Annotated in this window: 16 protein-coding genes and 1 pseudogene; 11 read left to right on the top strand and 6 right to left on the bottom strand. The window is 65.3% G+C overall.

Annotated features, from left to right (window positions below; translation table 11 throughout):
* Positions 1–328: 328 nt before the first annotated feature.
* From DXK94_RS11230 to DXK94_RS11210, 5 genes are all read left to right on the top strand, one after another.
* Positions 329–1,666: a hemolysin family protein gene (locus tag DXK94_RS11230; protein ID WP_115525058.1), complete on the top strand. Its 1,338-nt coding sequence runs from the start codon at positions 329–331 to the stop codon at positions 1,664–1,666.
* The gene (locus DXK94_RS11225; RefSeq protein WP_115525057.1) at positions 1,663–2,733 is read left to right on the top strand and encodes a hemolysin family protein; all 1,071 of its coding nucleotides are present in this window, start codon (positions 1,663–1,665) and stop codon (positions 2,731–2,733) included. The genes DXK94_RS11230 and DXK94_RS11225 overlap by 4 nt, the downstream gene beginning before the upstream one ends.
* A 124-nt stretch (positions 2,734–2,857) precedes the next feature.
* On the top strand, positions 2,858–3,844 hold the full coding sequence (locus tag DXK94_RS11220) for a metal ABC transporter solute-binding protein, Zn/Mn family (RefSeq protein WP_115525056.1): 987 nt from the start codon (positions 2,858–2,860) through the stop codon (positions 3,842–3,844).
* A complete protein-coding gene (locus tag DXK94_RS11215; protein ID WP_115525055.1) occupies positions 3,845–4,660 on the top strand; it encodes a metal ABC transporter ATP-binding protein in 816 nt (271 codons plus the stop codon).
* Entirely contained in the window at positions 4,660–5,535 is an 876-nt protein-coding gene (locus DXK94_RS11210) for a metal ABC transporter permease (RefSeq protein WP_079597645.1), read from the top strand. Before DXK94_RS11215 ends, DXK94_RS11210 begins: the two co-directional genes overlap by 1 nt.
* Positions 5,536–5,553: 18 nt before the next feature.
* Here the strand turns inward: DXK94_RS11210 and DXK94_RS11205 are convergent, their stop codons facing one another.
* Positions 5,554–6,018, bottom strand: coding sequence for a Fur family transcriptional regulator (locus DXK94_RS11205; RefSeq protein ID WP_079597646.1), 465 nt, complete (start codon positions 6,016–6,018; stop codon positions 5,554–5,556).
* Between the two features lie 95 nt (positions 6,019–6,113).
* Here DXK94_RS11205 and DXK94_RS11200 point away from each other — a divergent pair, with 95 nt between their 5' ends.
* Positions 6,114–6,770, top strand: coding sequence for an MBL fold metallo-hydrolase (locus DXK94_RS11200; RefSeq protein WP_115525054.1), 657 nt, complete (start codon positions 6,114–6,116; stop codon positions 6,768–6,770).
* Here the strand turns inward: DXK94_RS11200 and DXK94_RS11195 are convergent.
* Positions 6,767–7,912, bottom strand: coding sequence for a PLP-dependent cysteine synthase family protein (locus DXK94_RS11195; RefSeq protein WP_258868524.1), 1,146 nt, complete (start codon positions 7,910–7,912; stop codon positions 6,767–6,769). The genes DXK94_RS11200 and DXK94_RS11195 overlap by 4 nt on opposite strands.
* A 79-nt stretch (positions 7,913–7,991) precedes the next feature.
* Here DXK94_RS11195 and DXK94_RS11190 point away from each other — a divergent pair, with 79 nt between their 5' ends.
* Genes DXK94_RS11190 through DXK94_RS11180 form a run of 3 tightly spaced genes read left to right on the top strand, consistent with a single transcriptional unit; the run spans position 7,992 to position 10,449 of the window.
* Complete coding sequence (locus DXK94_RS11190) at positions 7,992–8,888, top strand: sulfurtransferase (RefSeq protein ID WP_115525053.1); 897 nt, start codon at positions 7,992–7,994, stop codon at positions 8,886–8,888.
* On the top strand, positions 8,885–10,024 hold the full coding sequence (locus DXK94_RS11185; RefSeq protein ID WP_115525052.1) for an NAD(P)-dependent alcohol dehydrogenase: 1,140 nt from the start codon (positions 8,885–8,887) through the stop codon (positions 10,022–10,024). The genes DXK94_RS11190 and DXK94_RS11185 overlap by 4 nt, the downstream gene beginning before the upstream one ends.
* Positions 10,021–10,449, top strand: coding sequence for an HIT family protein (locus tag DXK94_RS11180; protein WP_115525051.1), 429 nt, complete (start codon positions 10,021–10,023; stop codon positions 10,447–10,449). Before DXK94_RS11185 ends, DXK94_RS11180 begins: the two co-directional genes overlap by 4 nt.
* 49 nt (positions 10,450–10,498) lie before the next feature.
* On the opposite strand, the gene hrpA is transcribed toward DXK94_RS11180, so the two are convergent.
* Together hrpA and DXK94_RS21405 are read right to left on the bottom strand one after the other, a co-directional pair.
* Complete coding sequence (gene hrpA, locus DXK94_RS11175; protein ID WP_115525050.1) at positions 10,499–14,473, bottom strand: ATP-dependent RNA helicase HrpA; 3,975 nt, start codon at positions 14,471–14,473, stop codon at positions 10,499–10,501.
* Positions 14,474–14,542: 69 nt separating this feature from the next.
* Positions 14,543–14,710, bottom strand: a complete 168-nt coding sequence (locus DXK94_RS21405) for a hypothetical protein (protein ID WP_176156865.1) — start codon at positions 14,708–14,710, stop codon at positions 14,543–14,545.
* 81 nt (positions 14,711–14,791) lie between these two features.
* Here DXK94_RS21405 and DXK94_RS11170 point away from each other — a divergent pair, with 81 nt between their 5' ends.
* Entirely contained in the window at positions 14,792–15,760 is a 969-nt protein-coding gene (locus DXK94_RS11170) for a GlxA family transcriptional regulator (protein WP_115525049.1), read from the top strand.
* 67 nt (positions 15,761–15,827) lie between these two features.
* On the opposite strand, the gene DXK94_RS11165 is transcribed toward DXK94_RS11170, so the two are convergent.
* Both DXK94_RS11165 and DXK94_RS11160 read right to left on the bottom strand, forming a co-directional pair.
* A complete protein-coding gene (locus DXK94_RS11165; RefSeq protein WP_079597653.1) occupies positions 15,828–16,151 on the bottom strand; it encodes a protealysin inhibitor emfourin in 324 nt (107 codons plus the stop codon).
* A 60-nt stretch (positions 16,152–16,211) separates the two neighbouring features.
* Positions 16,212–17,264 (bottom strand): M4 family metallopeptidase, encoded by a 1,053-nt coding sequence (locus DXK94_RS11160; RefSeq protein WP_115525048.1) that lies wholly within the window; start codon positions 17,262–17,264, stop codon positions 16,212–16,214.
* Positions 17,265–17,432: 168 nt separating this feature from the next.
* Here DXK94_RS11160 and DXK94_RS11155 point away from each other — a divergent pair.
* Positions 17,433–18,231, top strand: a pseudogene (locus tag DXK94_RS11155) (hypothetical protein); the annotation flags it as partial.

The following is an 18,231-nucleotide window of genomic DNA, read 5'->3' as shown; positions in this document are numbered from 1 at the left end:
GTGGGTAAGGGAATCCGCCGCTCCAGCCCGTCCTTCGCCCGCCGGGACAGGCCACCTGCTCCTGTAGACTGAAATTCTTATGGACAGTAAATCTAGGTGCCGGCCTGGGGGCTGTCAGCGGAGCACGAAGAACAGCGCCGCACAGTCCACCCGCAGAGCCGGCAAACCCCGAACACGCGCCCATCACCCACCAGCGGCCAAGCCGGCCGCAGCCCGCAAGGAAAGAGCGTCGGTTCCTGCCGACCATCCTCCGCCGGGCAGATATTCCAGCATCCGCAATCCGCGTAAGGCCGCTGCACAGCTCGACGCCCTCCAGGCGGGATGCTGAATGGAATGGCTACTCCTTGCAGCAGGCCTGCTGCTCATCGCCGGTACAGGTTTCTTTGTTGCCGTTGAGTTCTCCCTCATCGCCCTGGACCAGCCCACCGTCCAGCGCGCGGTGGACGACGGCGACACCGGCGCCGTTGCCCTGCTCACCTGCCTGAAATCCCTGTCAACGCAGCTCTCCAGCTGCCAGCTGGGCATTACCCTCACCACCCTGCTCACGGGCTACGTCATGGAGCCCTCGGTGGGCCGGCTCCTCGAAGCCCCGCTGGCCGCCGTCGGACTTCCCGACGTGGCCGTGGCGTCCATCTCGCTGGTCCTGGCAATGGTGATTGCCACCCTGCTCTCGATGCTCCTGGGCGAGCTGGTTCCCAAGAACATGGCCATCGCCTTGTCCTTCCCCGTAGGTAAGGCCCTGGCGCGGCCCCAGCTGATCTTCACTGCCATCTTCAAGCCGGCGATTGTGGTGCTCAACGGCTTCTCCAACAAAGTGCTCAACGTTTTCGGCTTGGAGGCCAAGGAAGAGATCTCCGGGGCACGCACCCCGGCGGAGCTTGCTTCGCTGGTCCGCCGCTCGGCGGCGATGGGAACGCTCGACGCCGGCACGGCCAACTTCATTGCGCGCACCTTGAACTTTTCCACCAGGACGGCAGCGGACGTTATGACGCCGCGCATCCGGGTGGAAACGATCGACGCGGACCAGCCTGTTTCTGACATCGTGGCTGCCGCACGCAGGACGGGGTACTCACGGTTCCCCGTCATCGGTGACTCCGCGGACGATATCCGCGGCCTGGTCCACGTCAAGAAGGCCGTGGCGGTTCCGTCCGAGCGCCGGCAAAACCTGGAAGCCGGCGCCATCATGACAGAGGTGCTCCGGGTCCCCGAGACCATCCACCTTGACGCCCTGCTCGCCGAGCTCCGCGAGGGGAACCTGCAGCTCGCCGTCGTCCTGGACGAGTACGGCGGGACCGCGGGCATCGCAACCCTGGAGGACCTGGTGGAGGAGATCGTCGGTGAAGTGGCTGATGAACACGACAAGGTCCGCCCGGGTCTGCTGCAAAGCGCGTCCGGCGACTGGTACTTCCCGGGACTGCTCCGTCCGGATGAACTGTCCGAACAGATTCCGGGACTGACGGTCCCTGACGAAGCAGCCTACGAAACCGTGGGCGGCTATGTCATGAGCGAGCTCGGCCGGATCGCCGCGGTGGGGGACACCGTACCGGTTGGCGGCGGAACCCTTAGCGTCACCAGGATGGACGGCCGCCGGATCGACCGGATCTGCTTCCGGCCGGCCGGTCCGGAAGCCGGGACCATGGACACCAGCGACAGGATTGAACGATGAGCGACTGGGCCGGAATCCTCTGGCTGGGCGTCCTGCTCCTGGGAAATGCCTTCTTCGTGGCAGCCGAATTCGCTGTCATGTCTGCGAGGCGCAGCCAGATCGAGCCCCTCGCGGAGAGCGGCTCCAAACGCGCGCAAACCACCCTGAAGGCCATGGAAAACGTGTCGCTCATGCTGGCGTGTGCACAGCTCGGCATCACAGTCTGTTCGCTGCTGATCCTGTTGGTGGCAGAACCTGCCATCCACCACCTGCTGGCCTACCCGCTGGAAATGGTGGGACTGCCCGTGGAGGTGGCCGACGTGGCGGCCTTCGCCGTGGCACTGATGCTGGTGACGTTCCTGCACGTGACCTTCGGCGAGATGGTGCCGAAGAACATCTCGGTGTCCGTAGCGGACAAGGCGGCCTTGTTCCTGGCGCCGCCGCTCATGTTCATCGCCCGGCTGGTGCACCCGGTGATTTCCGTCCTCAACTGGTCGGCAAACCACATCCTCAAGCTGCTGCGGATCGAGCCCAAGGACGAGGTGAACTCCTCGTTCACCCTTGAGGAGGTGCAGTCCATCGTCCAGGAGTCCACCCGCCACGGCCTGGTGGACGACGACGCCGGGCTGATTAACGGTGCCCTGGAATTTTCGGAGCACACCGCCGCTGACATCATGGTGCCGCTCGGGAATCTGGTCATGTTGAAGGCCGCCACCACTCCGGTGGAGTTTGAGAAGGCCGTCAGCCGCACCGGCTTCTCCCGGTTCCCGATGCTTGATGATGAGGACATGCTTTACGGTTACCTGCACGTGAAGGACGTCCTGTCCATCCCGGAGCAGGCGTACGGGCTTCCCATCGCCGAAAGCCGCATCCGGTCGCTGGCGAACCTTGCCCTGGATGACGAGATCGAAAAGGCGATGTACGTCATGCAGCGGACAGGTTCGCACCTTGCCCGGGTCATCGGTCCTGACGGCAATACGCAGGGAGTGCTCTTCCTGGAGGACGTCATCGAGCAGCTCGTGGGCGAGATCCGGGACGCCACCCAGGCCACGGGAATCCGGCGCCTGGGACAACCCAACGGAGGATGACGCTGGTGCCCTTCCCGGCCGACCGGGAAGGGCACCTCTCTATTGCCGGACCTAAATAGGAATGATTCCCATTTAGGTATAAACTGAACTGGTTGTTTCCCTCCCCAGTGAACTGAGGTTTTTCGTGCGTCGTTCTGCCGCTGCCCGTTCGTCCGTTGCCGCCCTCGCCGGGCTTGGCCTGCTGCTGACTGCCTGCAGCCCCCAGGCCGAGCCGCCGTCGGACGCTGCCGAGGGAATCAACGTTGTGGCGTCCACCAACGTTTACGGGGATATCGCCAAGACCATCGGCGGGGACAGAGTCAGCGTCACCGCCATCATCAACAAGACGAGCCAGGATCCGCATTCCTACGAGGCGACCGCCCAGGACCGGCTTGCAGTGTCCAAGGCTGACCTCGTCATCGAAAACGGCGGCGGGTACGACGACTTCATCCACACCCTGGCGGAGGACAGCAACCTCGACGCCGGCAAGGTGCTGAACGCCGTCGAACTGTCCGGCCTGGCGCACCCGGAAGGGGCAGAAGCTTCAGCCGAAGCCACCGCCACGGAGTCCGAACCGGCAGGCGGGGAAGCCCACGACCACGGCGAACTCAACGAACACGTGTGGTACAGCCTGCACGCCATGGAGCAGCTCGCCGGTGACATCGCAGCCAAGCTCGCGGAGCTCGATCCCGCGTCGGCACAGACGTTCGAGACCAATGCGGCCACGTTCACGTCCACGCTGGAAGAACTGCACGGAAAGCTCGACTCGCTGAAGGGCAGCGCCGCCGGCGCCACGGTGGCTGTTACGGAACCCGTTCCGCTGTACCTGCTGGTGGATGCAGGTCTGGTGAACGCCACCCCCGAGGACTACACTGCTGCGATCGAGGAAGACTCCGACGTGCCCCCGGCCGTGCTCAAGGCGGCAACGGATCTGGTGGCATCCAAGTCGGTCCGTTTCCTGGCCTACAACGAGCAAACCGAAGGTCCGCAGACGGAGTCGTTGAAGGAAGCGGCCGAAACGGCCGGCGTTCCGGTGGTGGACTTCAATGAAACGCTGCCCGAAGGCAAGACGTACCTCCAGTGGATGACGGACAATGTGGACAACATCAGCAAAGTTCTGGAGAGCAAATAGTTGAAACCTGTCGTCAGCCTCACCGGGGCGTCCCTGAAATTCGGTAAGCGGGCGCTCTGGGAGGACTTGGACCTGGACATCAAGCCCGGCGAATTCTTCGCCGTGCTTGGTCCCAACGGGAGCGGAAAAACAAGCTTCCTGAAAGTCCTGCTCGGATTACAGGACCTGCACCAGGGCCGGGCTGCGCTTGGCGGCCGCCCTGTTGAACGCGGCAGCAGCCTGATCGGCTACATCCCCCAGCAGAAGTCGTTTGCCCCTGATACTCCGATGCGCGCAAGGGACCTGGTGGGACTCGGCGTGGACGGCCACCGGTGGGGACTGCGGCTCTCATCGGCCAAGGCTAACCGCAGGATCGACGAACTCCTTGACCTGGTGGGTGCCACGGACTACGCAAAGGTTCCGGTAGGCCAACTCTCCGGCGGCGAGCAGCAGCGGCTCCGCGTTGCCCAGGCCCTTGCCACCGATCCCCAGGTCCTGCTGTGCGACGAACCGCTGCTGTCCCTTGACCTGCACCACCAGCAGGCCGTCAGCGCACTGATCAACAAGCAGTGCCACGAGCGGAACAGCGCAGTGGTGTTCGTGACCCATGAGATCAACCCGATCATCGACTACGTGGACCGGGTACTTTACCTGGCGGGGGGCCGCTTCAAGGTGGGAACTCCCGACGAAGTGATGACCACGGAGGTGCTGTCCGACCTCTATGGCAGCCATGTTGAGGTCATTCACGCCAACGGCCGCATCGTGGTGGTCGGGCTTCCTGACGCCACCACCCACCACCACGCAGAGACCCATGCGCTGGCAGGGGAGGCAGCCTGATGGACGCAGACAGCATTCTTGGGGCCATCTTCAATTTCGAGAACTATGGCGAGCTGCTGGTCCTCGTCCAGAACTCCATCTGGGCAGGCGCCGTCCTTGGCCTCCTCGGCGGCCTCGTAGGAACGTTCGTGATGAAGCGGGACCTGGCTTTTGCCGTTCACGGTATTTCCGAACTTTCCTTTGCCGGCGCGGCCTTTGCGCTCCTGATCGGTGCGGACATCGTCTTCGGGTCCCTCATCGGGTCCGTCGCCGCGGCGCTGTTGCTGGGCCTCATGGGCGTCAGGGCAAGGGACAAGAATTCGATCATCGGTGTCATCATGCCGTTCGGCCTGGGGCTGGGGATCCTGTTCCTCTCCCTGTACGAGGGCCGTGCGGCCAACAAATTCGGACTGCTCACCGGCCAGATTGTTTCCGTCGACACGGTCCAGCTGCAGGCACTCGCCGGGACAGCGGTGGTGGTGATGGTGGCCCTGATCGCCATCTGGCGGCCGCTGAACTTCGCCAGCGTGGACCCTGAACTCGCCGAAGCCCGGGGCGTTCCGGTGCGGACGCTGGCCATCGTTTTTATGGTCCTGCTGGGCATCAGCGTTGCCCTCTCCATCCAGGTAGTGGGAGCACTCCTGGTGCTGGCCCTGCTCATCACCCCGGCCGCAGCGGCCCTGCGGGTTACGTCCTCGCCGGTGGCAGTGGTGGTGCTCAGCGTGGTCTTCGCCGTGACGGCAACGGTCGGCGGAATCCTGCTGGCCCTCGGCGGCCGGATCCCCATCAGCCCCTACGTCACCACGCTCTCATTCCTGATCTACGTGGTGTGCCGCGTTGTGGGTTCGGTCCGTGCCGGCAGGGGCATCAACGGACGGGTCCTGCAGCCCCGGTAAGCGCACCGGGCCCGGTTGCTACAGCTTGCCCGCAGCCCTCAGGGCCGTGCAGTCGGGGCACAGTCCGAAGATTTCCACGGTGTGGGCGACTTCCGTGTAGCCGTGTTCCGCGGCGGTGCGCGCCGCCCAGGTTTCCACAGCGGGCGCCTCGACCTCCACCGCTTTCCCGCAGTTCCTGCACAGCAGATGGTGGTGGTGGCCGGTGACGGCGCAGCGCCGGTACACGGCTTCGCCTTCGCCGTTGCGCAGGACGTCCACGAGCCCTTCGTCGGCAAGGGACTGAAGGATCCGGTAGGCGGTGGCGAGCGAAACCGAGACGCCCTGGTTCTGCAGGATCCGGTACAGCTCCTGCGTGCTGACGAAGTCGTCGAGCTCATCCAGCGCCGCACTGACGGCCCGGCGCTGTTTGGTGACGCGCTGTTCCTTGCCGCCACCCGTAACGGGGGAGGGCGTAGTGGAATCAGCCTTGGCGCCGAGCGGCATGGACGAACTCGCTTCCGTGGGGATGGTGGCAAAGATACAGATTACCAGCCGCAGCCTCGTGGACACCGTTCGCCGCCGGACCCTAGGCTGGCGCTATGAAGCTGACGAAATACACTCACGCCTGTGTGCGGCTCGAGAAGGACAACCGCGTACTGGTGGTGGATCCCGGCAATTTCTCCGAAACAGCCGAGGCCCTTAACGGTGCGGACGCCGTGCTGGTCACCCACGAACACGCCGACCACATCGACGTCGGACCGGTCGTTGAGGCTCTTCGCAGCAACGCGGGCCTGGCCATTTTCGCGCCGGAAGGAGTAGCGGACACGTTGGGCACCAAAGCTCCGGAGGCCGTCGCCCGCGTCAATGCCGTGCAGCCGGGTACAGCTTTCGAAGCAGCGGGCTTCGCGATCCGAAGCTTTGGCGGCCAGCATGCGCTGATCCATCCGCAGATTCCGGTTGTAGCCAACATCGGCTACCTCATTGACGAGAACGTCTACCACCCGGGCGACTCGTTCGTCATTCCGGACGGCATCAGCGTCAAGACCCTGTTGGTTCCGCTGCATGCGCCCTGGAGCAAATCCGCGGAAGTGGTGGATTTCGTCGTCGGAGTGCGGGCACCGCGGGCATTCCAGATCCATGACGGGCTGCTCAATGAGAACGGCCTGAAGATCGTGGAAGGACACGTGGCACGGATCGGCGCCAAGTACGGCACCGAGTACACGCATCTGGCTGCCAGGGAGTCCGTGGAGATTTAGATGGCCGTGGGGTCCCACTGCCCTCTATCGAAAAACGTCTTGATGACCGCTTCATACGGCTCGGAGTCGAGGCCGTGGTATGCCAGCCACTCCTGGTTGTAGTAGTTGCCCGCGTAGCGCTCACCGCCGTCGCACATCAGCGAAACGATGCTGCCCCGCCTGCCTTCGGCGACCATTTCGGCGACGACCTGCCAGACGCCCCACAAATTGGTGCCGGTGGACGGTCCTGCGTGGAGGCCGGCCAGGACCCGCAGGTGGCGCATGGCTGCCACCGATGCCGCATCGGGAACCTGGACCATGCGGTCGATCACGGAGGGCACGAAGCTGGGCTCCATCCTTGGCCGCCCGATGCCCTCGATGCGGGACGGCAGGCCGGCCGGAGGATTGGCCGTCCCACCCAGCCAGCCCGGATAGAACGCCGAATTCTCCGGATCCACCACCAGCAGCCGGGTGGGATGGCTGTGGTAACGGAGGTAGCGGCCGATGGTTGCGCTGGTTCCACCCGTCCCCGCACCCACCACGACCCAGTCGGGAACCGGATGCTCCTCGAGCTGGAGCTGCCCGAAAATGGACTCGGCGATGTTGTTGTTGCCGCGCCAGTCCGTGGCCCGTTCCGCATACGTGAACTGGTCCATGTAATGGCCGTTGCAGGTAGCGGCCAGCTCTTCTGCAGCTGCATAGACGTCGGAGGCATGCTCCACCAGCAGGCACGAGCCACCGAACTGTTCGATCAGGGCGATCTTCTCCTGGCTGGTGGTCCGCGCCATGACCGCGATGAACGGAAGCCCCAGCAGCTGGGCGAAGTAGGCCTCGGAGACCGCGGTGCTGCCGCTGGAAGCCTCCACAATGGTGGTGTCCGCCCTGATCCAGCCGTTCACCAGGCCGAAGAGAAACAGGGAGCGCGCCAGCCGGTGCTTGAGGCTGCCTGAGCGGTGGGTCGATTCATCCTTGAGGTAGAGCTGGACTCCCCAGTGTTCCGGCAGGGGCACGGAGTAGAGGTGTGTGTCGGCCGAGCGGTTGTTTTCTGCCCTGATCCTGCGGATGGCCTGGTCAGCCCAGTCCCGGTCCGACAACCCGCGGCCCTCCCAGTCTGAGCCTTCGCTGTTGCCGCCCTGCTTGTTGCCGCTGGTCCCGTTCATCACCGACCCAGCCTACCTGCGGCCGGACGGCGACCAGCCTAGAGTGGGATCCGTTGGTTCCACCACCTCCAAAGGAGTGCACATGAACCCCCTGATCGATGTTGCCGGGCTGCAGGCGCGTCTCGCTGATGACCGCCGGCGCACCGTGCTCTTGGATGTCCGCTGGGCGCTGGGTGACCCGCACGGGCACAAGCACTACCTCGCCGGACACATGCCTGGCGCAGTCTTTGTGGACCTCGCCACTGAACTGGCGGCGCCCCCGGCTCCGGAGCGGGGGCGGCACCCGTTGCCGGCAACGGACGACTTCCAGGCGGCAGCGAGGCGCTGGGGGATCAACGACGGAGACGTGGTGGTGGCCTACGATGACACAGCCAACATGGCCGCCGCCAGGGTGTGGTGGATGCTGCGGAACGCCGGGTTTGCTGACGTCTACCTTCTTGACGGCGGCCTCGCCACCTGGCGTGCGGCGGACCTGCCGGTTGAAGGCGGCCCGGTGCAGCCGGAGCCCGGGAACGTCACCTTGGCGGACGGGAACATGCCAGTGCTCGACGCCGCTGCTGCCGCCACCTGGGCGGGCAGCGGACTTTTGCTCGACGCACGCGCGGGGGAGAGGTACCGCGGCGAGATCGAGCCCGTTGACCCTCGGGCAGGCCACATCCCCGGAGCGGTGAGCGCGCCGACGTCGGACAACATGGATGGGAACGGACGCTTCCTGCCCGCGGCAGAACTGCGGCGCAGGTTCGAATCGGTGGGTGTCCGTGACGGCATCCCGGTTGCTGTTTACTGTGGGTCCGGTGTGACGGCGGCGCACGAGGTGGCGGCGCTGGAAGTCGCGGGCATCCGGGCTGCCCTCTATCCAGGCTCCTTCTCGGAATGGTCCAACAATGCCGAATTGCCCGTAGCCACCGGCCCGGAACCCGGCGGCGGGCACCGGTCGGGTGGAAAGTTTGTCGGCGGCAAGGGTAGCGTCGCACTATGACCCCAGGACGTCCCGTACCGCCGCCCCTCGCCAAACCCATAACGCCCGCTTCCGACGCCGGAGTCCTTGCCGCCGCGTATGGCGCAGTATCCAGTGACAGCGGTTTGGTCCCGTTGACCGTCGCCCGGCGCGCACCCAAGCCGGACGACGTCGAAATTGCCATCGAATTCTGCGGCCTGTGCCACTCCGACGTGCATGCAGTGAGGGGCGAGTGGGGAGGCCAGACCTATCCGCTGGTGCCCGGCCACGAGATCGTCGGTACCGTCAGCCGGATCGGCGCAGGTGTCACCGATTTCTCAGTGGGCGAGCGGGTCGGCGTGGGCTGCATCGTGGACTCCTGCCGGGAATGCGACAGCTGCCTGGAGGGCCTGGAGCAGTACTGCGAAAAGGGGATGACCGGAACCTACGGCGCGACAGACCGGCGGAACGCTGACGCCACCACCCAGGGCGGCTACTCGTCGTCCATCGTGGTGGACCGCCGCTACGTGGTGCGCGTCCCTGAATCACTCGACCCGGCCGCCGTCGCGCCTTTGCTCTGCGCCGGGGTCACCACCTTCTCCCCGCTGCGCCACTTCGACGTGGAAGAGGGAGACGTCGTAGGGGTCGTGGGCCTCGGCGGACTCGGCCACATGGCGGTCAAGCTCGCCAAAGCCATGGGCGCCAAGGTGGTGGTTTTTACGACGTCCGAGTCCAAGGTGCCTGCAGCGCTTGAGCTCGGGGCCGACGAAGTGGTCCTGTCCCGGGACGAAGACGCCATGGCTGCGGCGGACCGCACCATCGACCTGATCATCGATACCGTTGCCGCCCCGCATGACCTGAACCCGCTGTTCCGCGCCCTCCGGGTGGACGGCGCCCTTTTCCAGCTGGGACTTCCCTCTGAGGCCATGCCTCCCGTCAATCCCCGGGCCCTCATCCGGCGCAGGATCGCCTATGCAGGCTCCTTGATCGGCGGGATCGCCGAGACCCAGGAGATGCTGGACTTCTGCGCCGAGCATGGCGTTGTGGCCGACATCGAAGTGGTCTCCGCTGGTGGGCTCAATGACGCCTACGACCGCATGGTCGCAGGGGACGTGAAATACCGGTTCGTGCTGGATACCAGCACCTTGCAGGCACCCGCCAAGGAGGCAGACGCATGAGCACGCTTTTTACCAGGATCCTCAACGGGGAGATTCCCGGCCGGTTCGTCTGGCGGGAACCGGACGTGTCCGCATTCCTCACCACCGGGCCCCTTGCTGACGGCCACACCCTGGTGGTCCCCACCGAGGAAGTGGACCGCTGGACCGACGCGTCCCCGGAGACCCTCGCCAGGGTCATGGAGGTCGCCCGCCGGATCGGCGCGGTGCAGGTGGATGTTTTCGACGCTGCACGGGCGGGCCTTATTGTGGCCGGCTACGAGATCAACCACCTCCACGTGCACGTATGGCCGTCCAGGAGCATGGCGGAGTTCAACTTCGCCACGGCTGACCAGAACCCGGATCCGGCTGTCCTCGACGCGAATGCCGAAAAACTCCGCGAGGGCCTTCGGGCGGCAGGCTACGGCGAGTTCGTCCCGACCGCGTAGCCCCAGGATGTCCCGGCGCTGACCGGGACATCCTCCCTGTCCCATGCTGCTAGGCGGGTGCCAGGGCCTTGTTGAGCACCGCCCGGATGCGCTTTTCGGACACGGAGTAGGCCGTGCCAAGTTCGACGGCGAAGAGGCTCACCCGAAGTTCCTCGATCATCCAGCGCACCTGGGTTAACTCGCGGCCTGCGCGCTTGCCCGGCAGGAGCGCGGACACGGCGTCGTCGTAGTCGTCCTCGAGCCGCTGCACCACTGCCATATTCAGCGCATCACGCTGCACGTTGCCGGGAAGGCGTTCAAGCCTTTTCTCGATGGCAGTCAGGTACCGCGGCAGCTGGCTGAGCTGGGCGTAGCCCGTGCGTGCTACAAAGCCGGGGTAGACGAGCTGTTCCAGTTGGCTCTTCACATCGTTGAGCGCGCTAATCAGCGCCAGGCTGGTGGTGCCCTTCAGCTGCTTTTCGATGCGGCGGGTGCTGGCCAGGATGCGCTCCACCACGGCCGTCACGCTGAAGACCGTGTCGATCAGTTCCGCCCGCACCACCTCATAGAGATCGTCGAAGGCCTTCCGGTCCCATGGCAGCTCAGCCGGCGTGAGTTTGTCGATCGCCGCCAGCGCGCAGTCAGCGATCAGTGCGGACACCGAGCCGTGCGGGTTCTGGCTGAACGTCAGTTTTTCGGTGTTGCTCAGGTGCTCCAGGACGTAGCGGTCCGGAGCGGGAACCCGCAGTGCGAGCAGCCTGATAACACCGCCACGCATCGCGTCCAGCTGCTCCTCCGGGGTCTGGAACACGCGAAGGGATACGGACTTACCCTCGTCCACCAGCGCCGGGTATCCGGTGACGGTGTGGCCCTTGACCATGCTGCTGACTTGCCGCTGGATGGTTCCGAAGCTCCATTCCGTCAGGCCCTCCTGCTCCCTGAACCCGGCCGCGGCGGAAGCACCCTGCACCTGCCCGGACGTCCGCACTGCGGGGGAGCCGCCGTCGTTCGCGGTGCCCTGCCCGCGGGCCCCCTTGGCATCCGATGTCCGGCTGCCGGGGCTCGTCGATGCCGGGGTGGCGCCCAGCGATTCGGCGATGGCGCGCCGGGTGGCGGGGGCAAGTCGCTCCTGCAGCACTGCAAGGTCCTTGCCTTCGTCCAGCACCTTTCCCTTGCTGTCCACCACCTTGAAGCTGACGCGCAGGTGCGGGGGTACAGCGTCCCAGTTCCAGGAACCGGGCGGGATGATGGCTCCGCGGATCCGCCGGAGGGCAAGCTCCAGCGACGGTTCCAGCTCATCGGTGGCCGGATCGAAATCGGACTCAAGGACGGCTACGGCCTGGCGCGCCACGTCGGGTGCCGGAACAAAGTTCTTCCGGACCTGCTTGGGCAGCGACTTGATCAGGGCGGTCACCAGTTCCACGCGCTGGCCGGGTATCAGCCAGCGGAACGGGGCGTCGTCCAGCTGGTTGAGGAACAGGACGGGGACTTCGGCGGTGACGCCGTCGGAGGGGTTGGGCGGTGAACCGGGAGCCACCGGATGGAACTCGTAGCTGAGTGGCAGCTCGAAACCCTTGTGCAGCCAGGTCTTGGGGTATGCGGCCTCGTCGAGATCGTCCGCATCGTCGCTCAGGAGAAGCGACTTGTCGTAGTCCAGGAGGTCCGGGTTCTGCTTCCGGGCGTCCTTCCACCACTTGTCGAAGTGCCTTTCGGACACGACGTCCGGTCCGATGCGCGCATCGTAGAACTCGAACAGTGTCTCGTCATCCACCAGCAGGTCGCGGCGCCGCATCCGGGCCTCGAGCTCCTCCACCTCGTTCAGCAGGGCGCGGTTGCGGTGGAAGAACTTGTGATGGGTCTTCCAATCACCCTCCACCAGGGCATGCCTGATGAAGAGTTCGCGGGCGACGGCAGGATCCACCTTGCCGTAGTTGATGCGGCGCTGCGCAATGATGGGCACACCGTAGAGGGTGACTTTTTCGTACGCCATCACCGCACCCTGGCGGGTGGACCAGTGCGGCTCGCTGTAGCTCCGCTTCACCAGGTCCGGTGCCACCTGCTCGGCCCAGACGGGATCGAATTTCGCTGCCACCCGTGCCCACAGCCGGCTGGTTTCCACCAGCTCGGCGGCCATCACGAACGTGGGGGACTTCTTAAACAGCGCCGAGCCGGGGAAGATAGCGAACCGGCTGCCGCGGGCTCCGGCGTACTCGCGCTTGCGCTCATCCAGGATGCCGATGTGGCTCAGGAGCCCGGAGAGCAGGCTGATGTGGATCCCGTCGTGGTTGCCCACGGGGTCGGCGAGGCGCTTGTTGTCCAGGCTGATGCCCAGGGGGCGGGCCAGCTGCCGCAGCTGGGCGAACAGATCCTGCCATTCCCGCACCCGCAGGTAGTTGATGAATTCGGCACGGCACAGGCGCCGGAACGCTGACGAGGACAGCTCCTGCTGCTTCTCCTGCAGATAGTTCCAGAGGTTCAGGTAACCGGTGAAGTCCGAATTCTCGTCCCTGAAGCGGTTGTGCTTTTCCGCCGCAAGCTGCTGCTTGTCAGTGGGCCGCTCGCGCGGGTCCTGGATGGTGAGCGCCGCAGCCAGGATCATGACTTCCCGGACGCAGTTCCGCTTTCCGGCTTCCACAATCATCCGGCCCAGCCGCGGGTCGACGGGAAGCTGGGCAAGTTTATGCCCGACGGCGGTGAGGCCGCCGCCGCTTCTTCCGTCACTTTCTGCGTTCTGCGGCCTGGCGGCAGCCAGGGCGCCGAGTTCACGGAGCAGCGTGACGCCGTCGTTGATGGCCCGCGTTTCCGGCGGCTCAACGAACGGGAAGTTCTCCACGTCCTTGGGGCCGCGGGCAACGCCCATGGCAGTCATCTGCAGGATGACGGCGGCGAGGTTGGTCCGCAGGATTTCCGGGTCAGTGAACTGGGGCCGGGATTCGAAGTCCTCCTCTGAGTAGAGGCGGATGGCAATGCCGTCGGAAACACGGCCGCAGCGCCCGGACCGCTGGTTGGCCGACGCCTGGGAAACCCGTTCGATAGGCAGCCGCTGGACCTTGGTGCGGTGCGAATAGCGAGAAATGCGGGCTGTGCCGGTGTCAATGACGTACTTGATCCCGGGCACGGTCAGGGACGTTTCCGCGACGTTGGTGGCGAGCACGATCCGGCGCTTGTTGCCCGGGTGGAAGACTTTGTGCTGCTCCTGCAGGCTCAGCCGCGCGAACAGGGGCAACACTTCGGTGCCGGCCAGCCTGCGGTTGCCCTGGATCCGGGCCTGGAGCGCGTCCGCCGCGTCCCGGATCTCGCGCTCGCCGGAAAAGAACACCAGGATGTCTCCCGGGGCTTCCGCGGCAAGCTCGTCCACGGCGTCGCAGACTGCATCCAGCGGGTCGCGGTCCTCCTCGAGTTCGTCGTCGGAGGGATCATCCTCGTCCGACTTTGGCTGCGAGAGCGGGCGGTACCGGATTTCCACCGGGTAGGTCCTGCCCGACACTTCGATGATGGGTGCAGGCTTCTCCGGCGTCCCGAAGTGGTTGGCAAAACGCTCAGGATCAATGGTGGCAGAGGTGATGATCACCTTCAGGTCCGGGCGCTGCGGCAGGATCCGCTTGAGGTAGCCGAGGATAAAGTCGATGTTCAGGCTGCGCTCATGGGCTTCGTCGATGATGATGGCGTTGTATTTGCGCAGCAGTTTGTCCCGCTGGATCTCGGCCAGCAGGATGCCGTCGGTCATCAGCTTGACCTTGGTGGCGCGGCTGACCTCGCCCGTGAAACGGACCTGGAAGCCCACCTCCTGGCCGATGTCCGCGCCCAGTTCCTCGGCGATGCGCTCGGCCACCGTCCGGGCTGCAAGCCGCCGGGGCTGGGTATGGCCGATCAGGCCGTTTTCGCCCAGGCCAAGTTCCAGGCACATCTTGGGAATCTGGGTGGTCTTTCCGGAGCCGGTCTCGCCGGCGATGATGGTCACCTGGTTGGCGGCGATGGCGGCCATCAGGTCCTCGCGGCGCTCGGAGACCGGCAGCTCGGCGGGATAGGAGATATGAAAAGTCATGGCTGCAGACAGTCTACTGCGGTGGGGCCGGCACCCCCGGGTCGACTGCCTGCGGCGTTCCTTGCGTTCCTAGAAAATGCGGAGGGTATAGCTGGTGCTGGGAAGGTCCAGGGCGGACCATTCCTGGTGCGACTCGACGGGAGGTGTGTGCCCTCGCCCGTCGCGGAGAAGGGCTGCGATGGTGGCGGCAGCCACGAGGAGGAGCACGATGACGAGGATGGTTGCGAAGATTTCCATGCCTCCATGCTTCTCCTGGCGCAGCGAATTAAACAGTGGCAGAAATGCCCAAAAAGCTATAATTCCTGCCACAATGGATACATGCTGAAAACAGTCGCTGTGATTGTGGTCCCCAACTTCTCGATCTTCGAATTCGGGACCGCCTGTGAGGTCTTTGGGATCGACAGGTCCGCCCGGGGGAGCGGTGTCCCGGCCTTCGACTTCCGCGTGTGCACGCCCGTTCCCGGGAATGTGCAGATGAAATCCGGGCTTTCCCTGAACGTCAGCCTCGGGCTGGACGCCACCAATGATGCGGATCTGGTCATCATGGCCCCCTACGGCCGGGACCAGGAGATGCCGGAGTCCGTGCTGGAAGCACTTCGCGCCGCCCACGCCAGGGGTGCATGGGTCATGTCCATCTGCTCCGGAGTCTTCGCCCTTGCCCGCGCCGGTCTGCTCGATGGGCGGCGCTGCACCACACACTGGCATTACTCCGACGAGCTGGCGGCGGCCTATCCGGACGTCCACGTGGATGAGAACGTGCTGTATGTCCAGGACGGCACCATTATTTCTTCGGCAGGAACCGCTGCGGGCATCGACGCCTGCCTGCACCTTGTGCGGGTGGAACTGGGCGCGCAGGTGGCTGCCGCAATCGCCCGGGACATGGTGGTTCCTCCGCACCGCGACGGCGGCCAGGCCCAGTTCATCGACCGGCCGATGCCCACCTGCGGCTCCGCCCCCATGGAGGAACTGCTGCGCTGGATGGTGCAGAACCTGGACCGTGAGCATACGGTCAATGAACTGGCTGCCCGGGTGCACATGTCCGCCCGGACATTTGCCAGGCGGTTCCGCTCGGAAACGGGAGCCACGCCCGCTGCATGGCTGAATTCGCAACGGGTGCTCCGCGCCCAGGAGCTTCTGGAATCCACTGACCTGAACATTGACGAGGTGGCCAGGGAAGCGGGCTTCGGCCATCCGGTTCTGTTGCGGCACCACTTTGCCAAGGTCCTCGACACCAGTCCGCAGTCCTACCGCCGGGCCTTCCGCGGCCAGTTGGCTGAGGTCGGTTAGCCGGGGCCTGCGTTGGTCAGCTATGCCCCTGACCGGGCCGGGCCGTCTATCTCTCTGAGTATCTGCCCTACAGGTTGCTGTTGCCTTGCCCCGTCCGGGATTCCTGGGCTGCGGCCCGGGTGCGGTCCACGAGCACCCGCCAGGGGCCCGTCACGGCCCGCTCTGGCAGCGCTGCCCGGCGCTCGCCCGCGCGGATGGAGTAGATGAACCGGTCAGGCTGGTTGCCGGCGAACTCCGCGGCCGCCGCCCGGGGAGTCCGGGGCACGGCGTCCCACGGGCAGGCTTCCACGATCGGTTGCCACTGGTTTATGGCGTTTTCCGACCGGGCGTCCACGGTCCACACTCTCGTCATCGCCGCTATGCCGCCGGTGCGCTCCACGCTGATCTTCATGGCCTGGTTCCTGGGCTTCCATGCAGCCTGGCGGCTGAAAGTCCGGCAACCAGGCATCCGTTAAAGCTTGACCTTCACAGTTTCCCATGCCTGCCGCACGGCGTCATGCTCTTTCGAGTCGGATCCGAAGAGCTCTACGGCAGTAGAGGCTGTGGCCCGTGCGAAGACGCTGAAGGTTGCGGTTGTGGGCAAGGAGCCTCCCGTGAGGGTTTCGTACCAGATGAGGCCCGGGGCGTCCCAGGCGTTTCCGCCCAGCGAATTCGCCACGAGGTAGAAGGCGCGGTTGGGGATACCGGAGTTGATGTGGACCCCGCCGTTATCCGCACTGGTCCGGACGTAGGAGTCCATAGAGTCCGGCTGCGGATCCTTACCCAGCACATCGTCGTCGTAGGCAGTTCCCGGAGCCTTCATGGAACGCAGAGCGTCCCCTTCAACCTCGGCGGTAAAAAGCCCTTCGCCGATGAGCCAGCTCGCTTCCGCAGTGGTCTGGTTCTTCACGTACTGCTCAACGAGCGCGCCGAAGACGTCAGACATTGATTCATTCAGGGCCCCTGCCTGGTTCCGGTATGCGAGGGCCGCCGAATGCTGCGTCACGCCATGGGCAAGCTCGTGGCCGATGACGCTGAGGGACGCGGTGAACCGCTCGAAGACCTCGCCGTCACCGTCGCCGAAGACCATCTGGGTTCCGTCCCAGAACGCGTTGTCGTACAGCGCGCCAAAGTGCACGGTGGCGTCCAGGCGGAGCCCCCGGCCGTCAATGGAGTTACGGCCGAAGACGTCGGCGTAGAGGCGGTGGGTATGCCCCAGCCCGTCGTAGGCTTCATCCGTTGCGGCGTCCCCAATTGCCGCTTCTCCCTCCTTGCGCACCAGCTTTCCGGGAAGGTTTTCCGAGCCGCCAGCATCGTAGATAGTGCGGTTGGCCGGGCCGGGCTTGGCCTGGCGGACACCCGAAGGAGCGTCCGGCATTGCCTGGGTTCGTGATGCGTGGACGGACTCCACATGGCCCAGGGCTTCCCGGGCAGCCCTCGCGGCAGCAGAGAATTCCGGCGCATCCTGCCGGGCCAGCCGCCTCAGCAGGTAGGGCGGGACGATGGAACAGAATGGAACGTGCATGGCGTACCCCCTCAACTTGGTGAATTCAGACTACGAGGGGGCACCGACAATACGTGGCAGGCGCACGCGCTGATAAGGACGGTCCGCGTCCTTACGTGTCAGCTGCCTGAGTACGACGCCGGCTCTCACACTGATCAAAATGTCGGTGCCTCCGTAGAGGATGTTGGCATGGGAAACGAAGCGGGCGCGGCGGCAGGCGGGGTGGGGCTGGTTTCTGCGCCGACCGCCGCTGCGGGCGGCGCCTCAGTGACGCCACTTCCGTCGGCTCTCAATGTCAGTGCCTCCGCAGATGATGTTTGTATGGTTCAGGGCGAGGTTGTATCGGCAGTGATGGAGGGCGTTTCTGCCTCCGTTGCTGCCATTGATGCGCTGTTCGTTGAGGATGCGTCGCTGCGCGGCGGAACTACAGGCGCTGTGGCTGGCGACGGGGTTGATGTGCTGGAACGGCAGTACGAGCTCCGGCTGAAACGTATGGGCCTCGTTTCCCGGCTGGAGGCGCAGGTCGCAGCGATCAAGGCCCGGGACGCCGCCGAGGCCCTCGAACTGCAGGAGGCCATGACCCCGCCCACTGCTTCCCTGCAGGACCGGGTTTTTGCTGAGATGTCCGTCGTGGAGGAGATCGCCGGTGTCCTGACCATCGGTTCGGGGGCCGCCGGGGCGTTCGTCCGCCAGTCCCGGCAGTTGTGCGCGCTGCCGCCGGCCATCGATGCGCTGGCTGCCGGGAACGTGTCCTGGCTGCACGCGCGGATCATCGCCGACGAGACCGCGGACCTGGACCCGGCCGCTGCCGCCGCGCTGGTCGCGCATTTCTTCGATCCGGATACGCCTCATCGGGCGCGCGGGGCCGCGCCCGGGGAACTGGTGCCGTCGCGGTTCCGGCACAAGGTGCGCACCTGGCGGGAGCGGCATCACCCCGAATCCCTCGAGAAGCGGCACGCCAAGAGCGTCGCCGACCGGCGGGTGGAGC

Source organism: Arthrobacter sp. RT-1, from assembly GCF_003367205.1.
GTDB lineage: Bacteria > Actinomycetota > Actinomycetes > Actinomycetales > Micrococcaceae > Arthrobacter.
The sequence above is the reverse complement of the archived record's forward strand: the minus strand, read 5'-3'. Positions and strand labels throughout refer to the sequence as shown.

What these genes read in the sequence shown, in the direction of transcription:
- DXK94_RS11230 (WP_115525058.1), top strand. Translation starts at nt 329, where the DNA reads ATGGAATGGCTACTCCTTGCAGCAGGCCTGCTGCTCATCGCCGGTACA.
- DXK94_RS11225 (WP_115525057.1), top strand. Translation starts at nt 1,663, where the DNA reads ATGAGCGACTGGGCCGGAATCCTCTGGCTGGGCGTCCTGCTCCTGGGA.
- DXK94_RS11210 (WP_079597645.1), top strand. Translation starts at nt 4,660, where the DNA reads ATGGACGCAGACAGCATTCTTGGGGCCATCTTCAATTTCGAGAACTAT.
- DXK94_RS11205 (WP_079597646.1), bottom strand. Translation starts at nt 6,018, where the DNA reads ATGCCGCTCGGCGCCAAGGCTGATTCCACTACGCCCTCCCCCGTTACG.
- DXK94_RS11200 (WP_115525054.1), top strand. Translation starts at nt 6,114, where the DNA reads ATGAAGCTGACGAAATACACTCACGCCTGTGTGCGGCTCGAGAAGGAC.
- DXK94_RS11190 (WP_115525053.1), top strand. Translation starts at nt 7,992, where the DNA reads ATGAACCCCCTGATCGATGTTGCCGGGCTGCAGGCGCGTCTCGCTGAT.
- DXK94_RS11185 (WP_115525052.1), top strand. Translation starts at nt 8,885, where the DNA reads ATGACCCCAGGACGTCCCGTACCGCCGCCCCTCGCCAAACCCATAACG.
- DXK94_RS11180 (WP_115525051.1), top strand. Translation starts at nt 10,021, where the DNA reads ATGAGCACGCTTTTTACCAGGATCCTCAACGGGGAGATTCCCGGCCGG.
- hrpA (WP_115525050.1), bottom strand. Translation starts at nt 14,473, where the DNA reads ATGACTTTTCATATCTCCTATCCCGCCGAGCTGCCGGTCTCCGAGCGC.
- DXK94_RS21405 (WP_176156865.1), bottom strand. Translation starts at nt 14,710, where the DNA reads ATGGAAATCTTCGCAACCATCCTCGTCATCGTGCTCCTCCTCGTGGCT.
- DXK94_RS11170 (WP_115525049.1), top strand. Translation starts at nt 14,792, where the DNA reads ATGCTGAAAACAGTCGCTGTGATTGTGGTCCCCAACTTCTCGATCTTC.
- DXK94_RS11165 (WP_079597653.1), bottom strand. Translation starts at nt 16,151, where the DNA reads ATGAAGATCAGCGTGGAGCGCACCGGCGGCATAGCGGCGATGACGAGA.
- DXK94_RS11160 (WP_115525048.1), bottom strand. Translation starts at nt 17,264, where the DNA reads ATGCACGTTCCATTCTGTTCCATCGTCCCGCCCTACCTGCTGAGGCGG.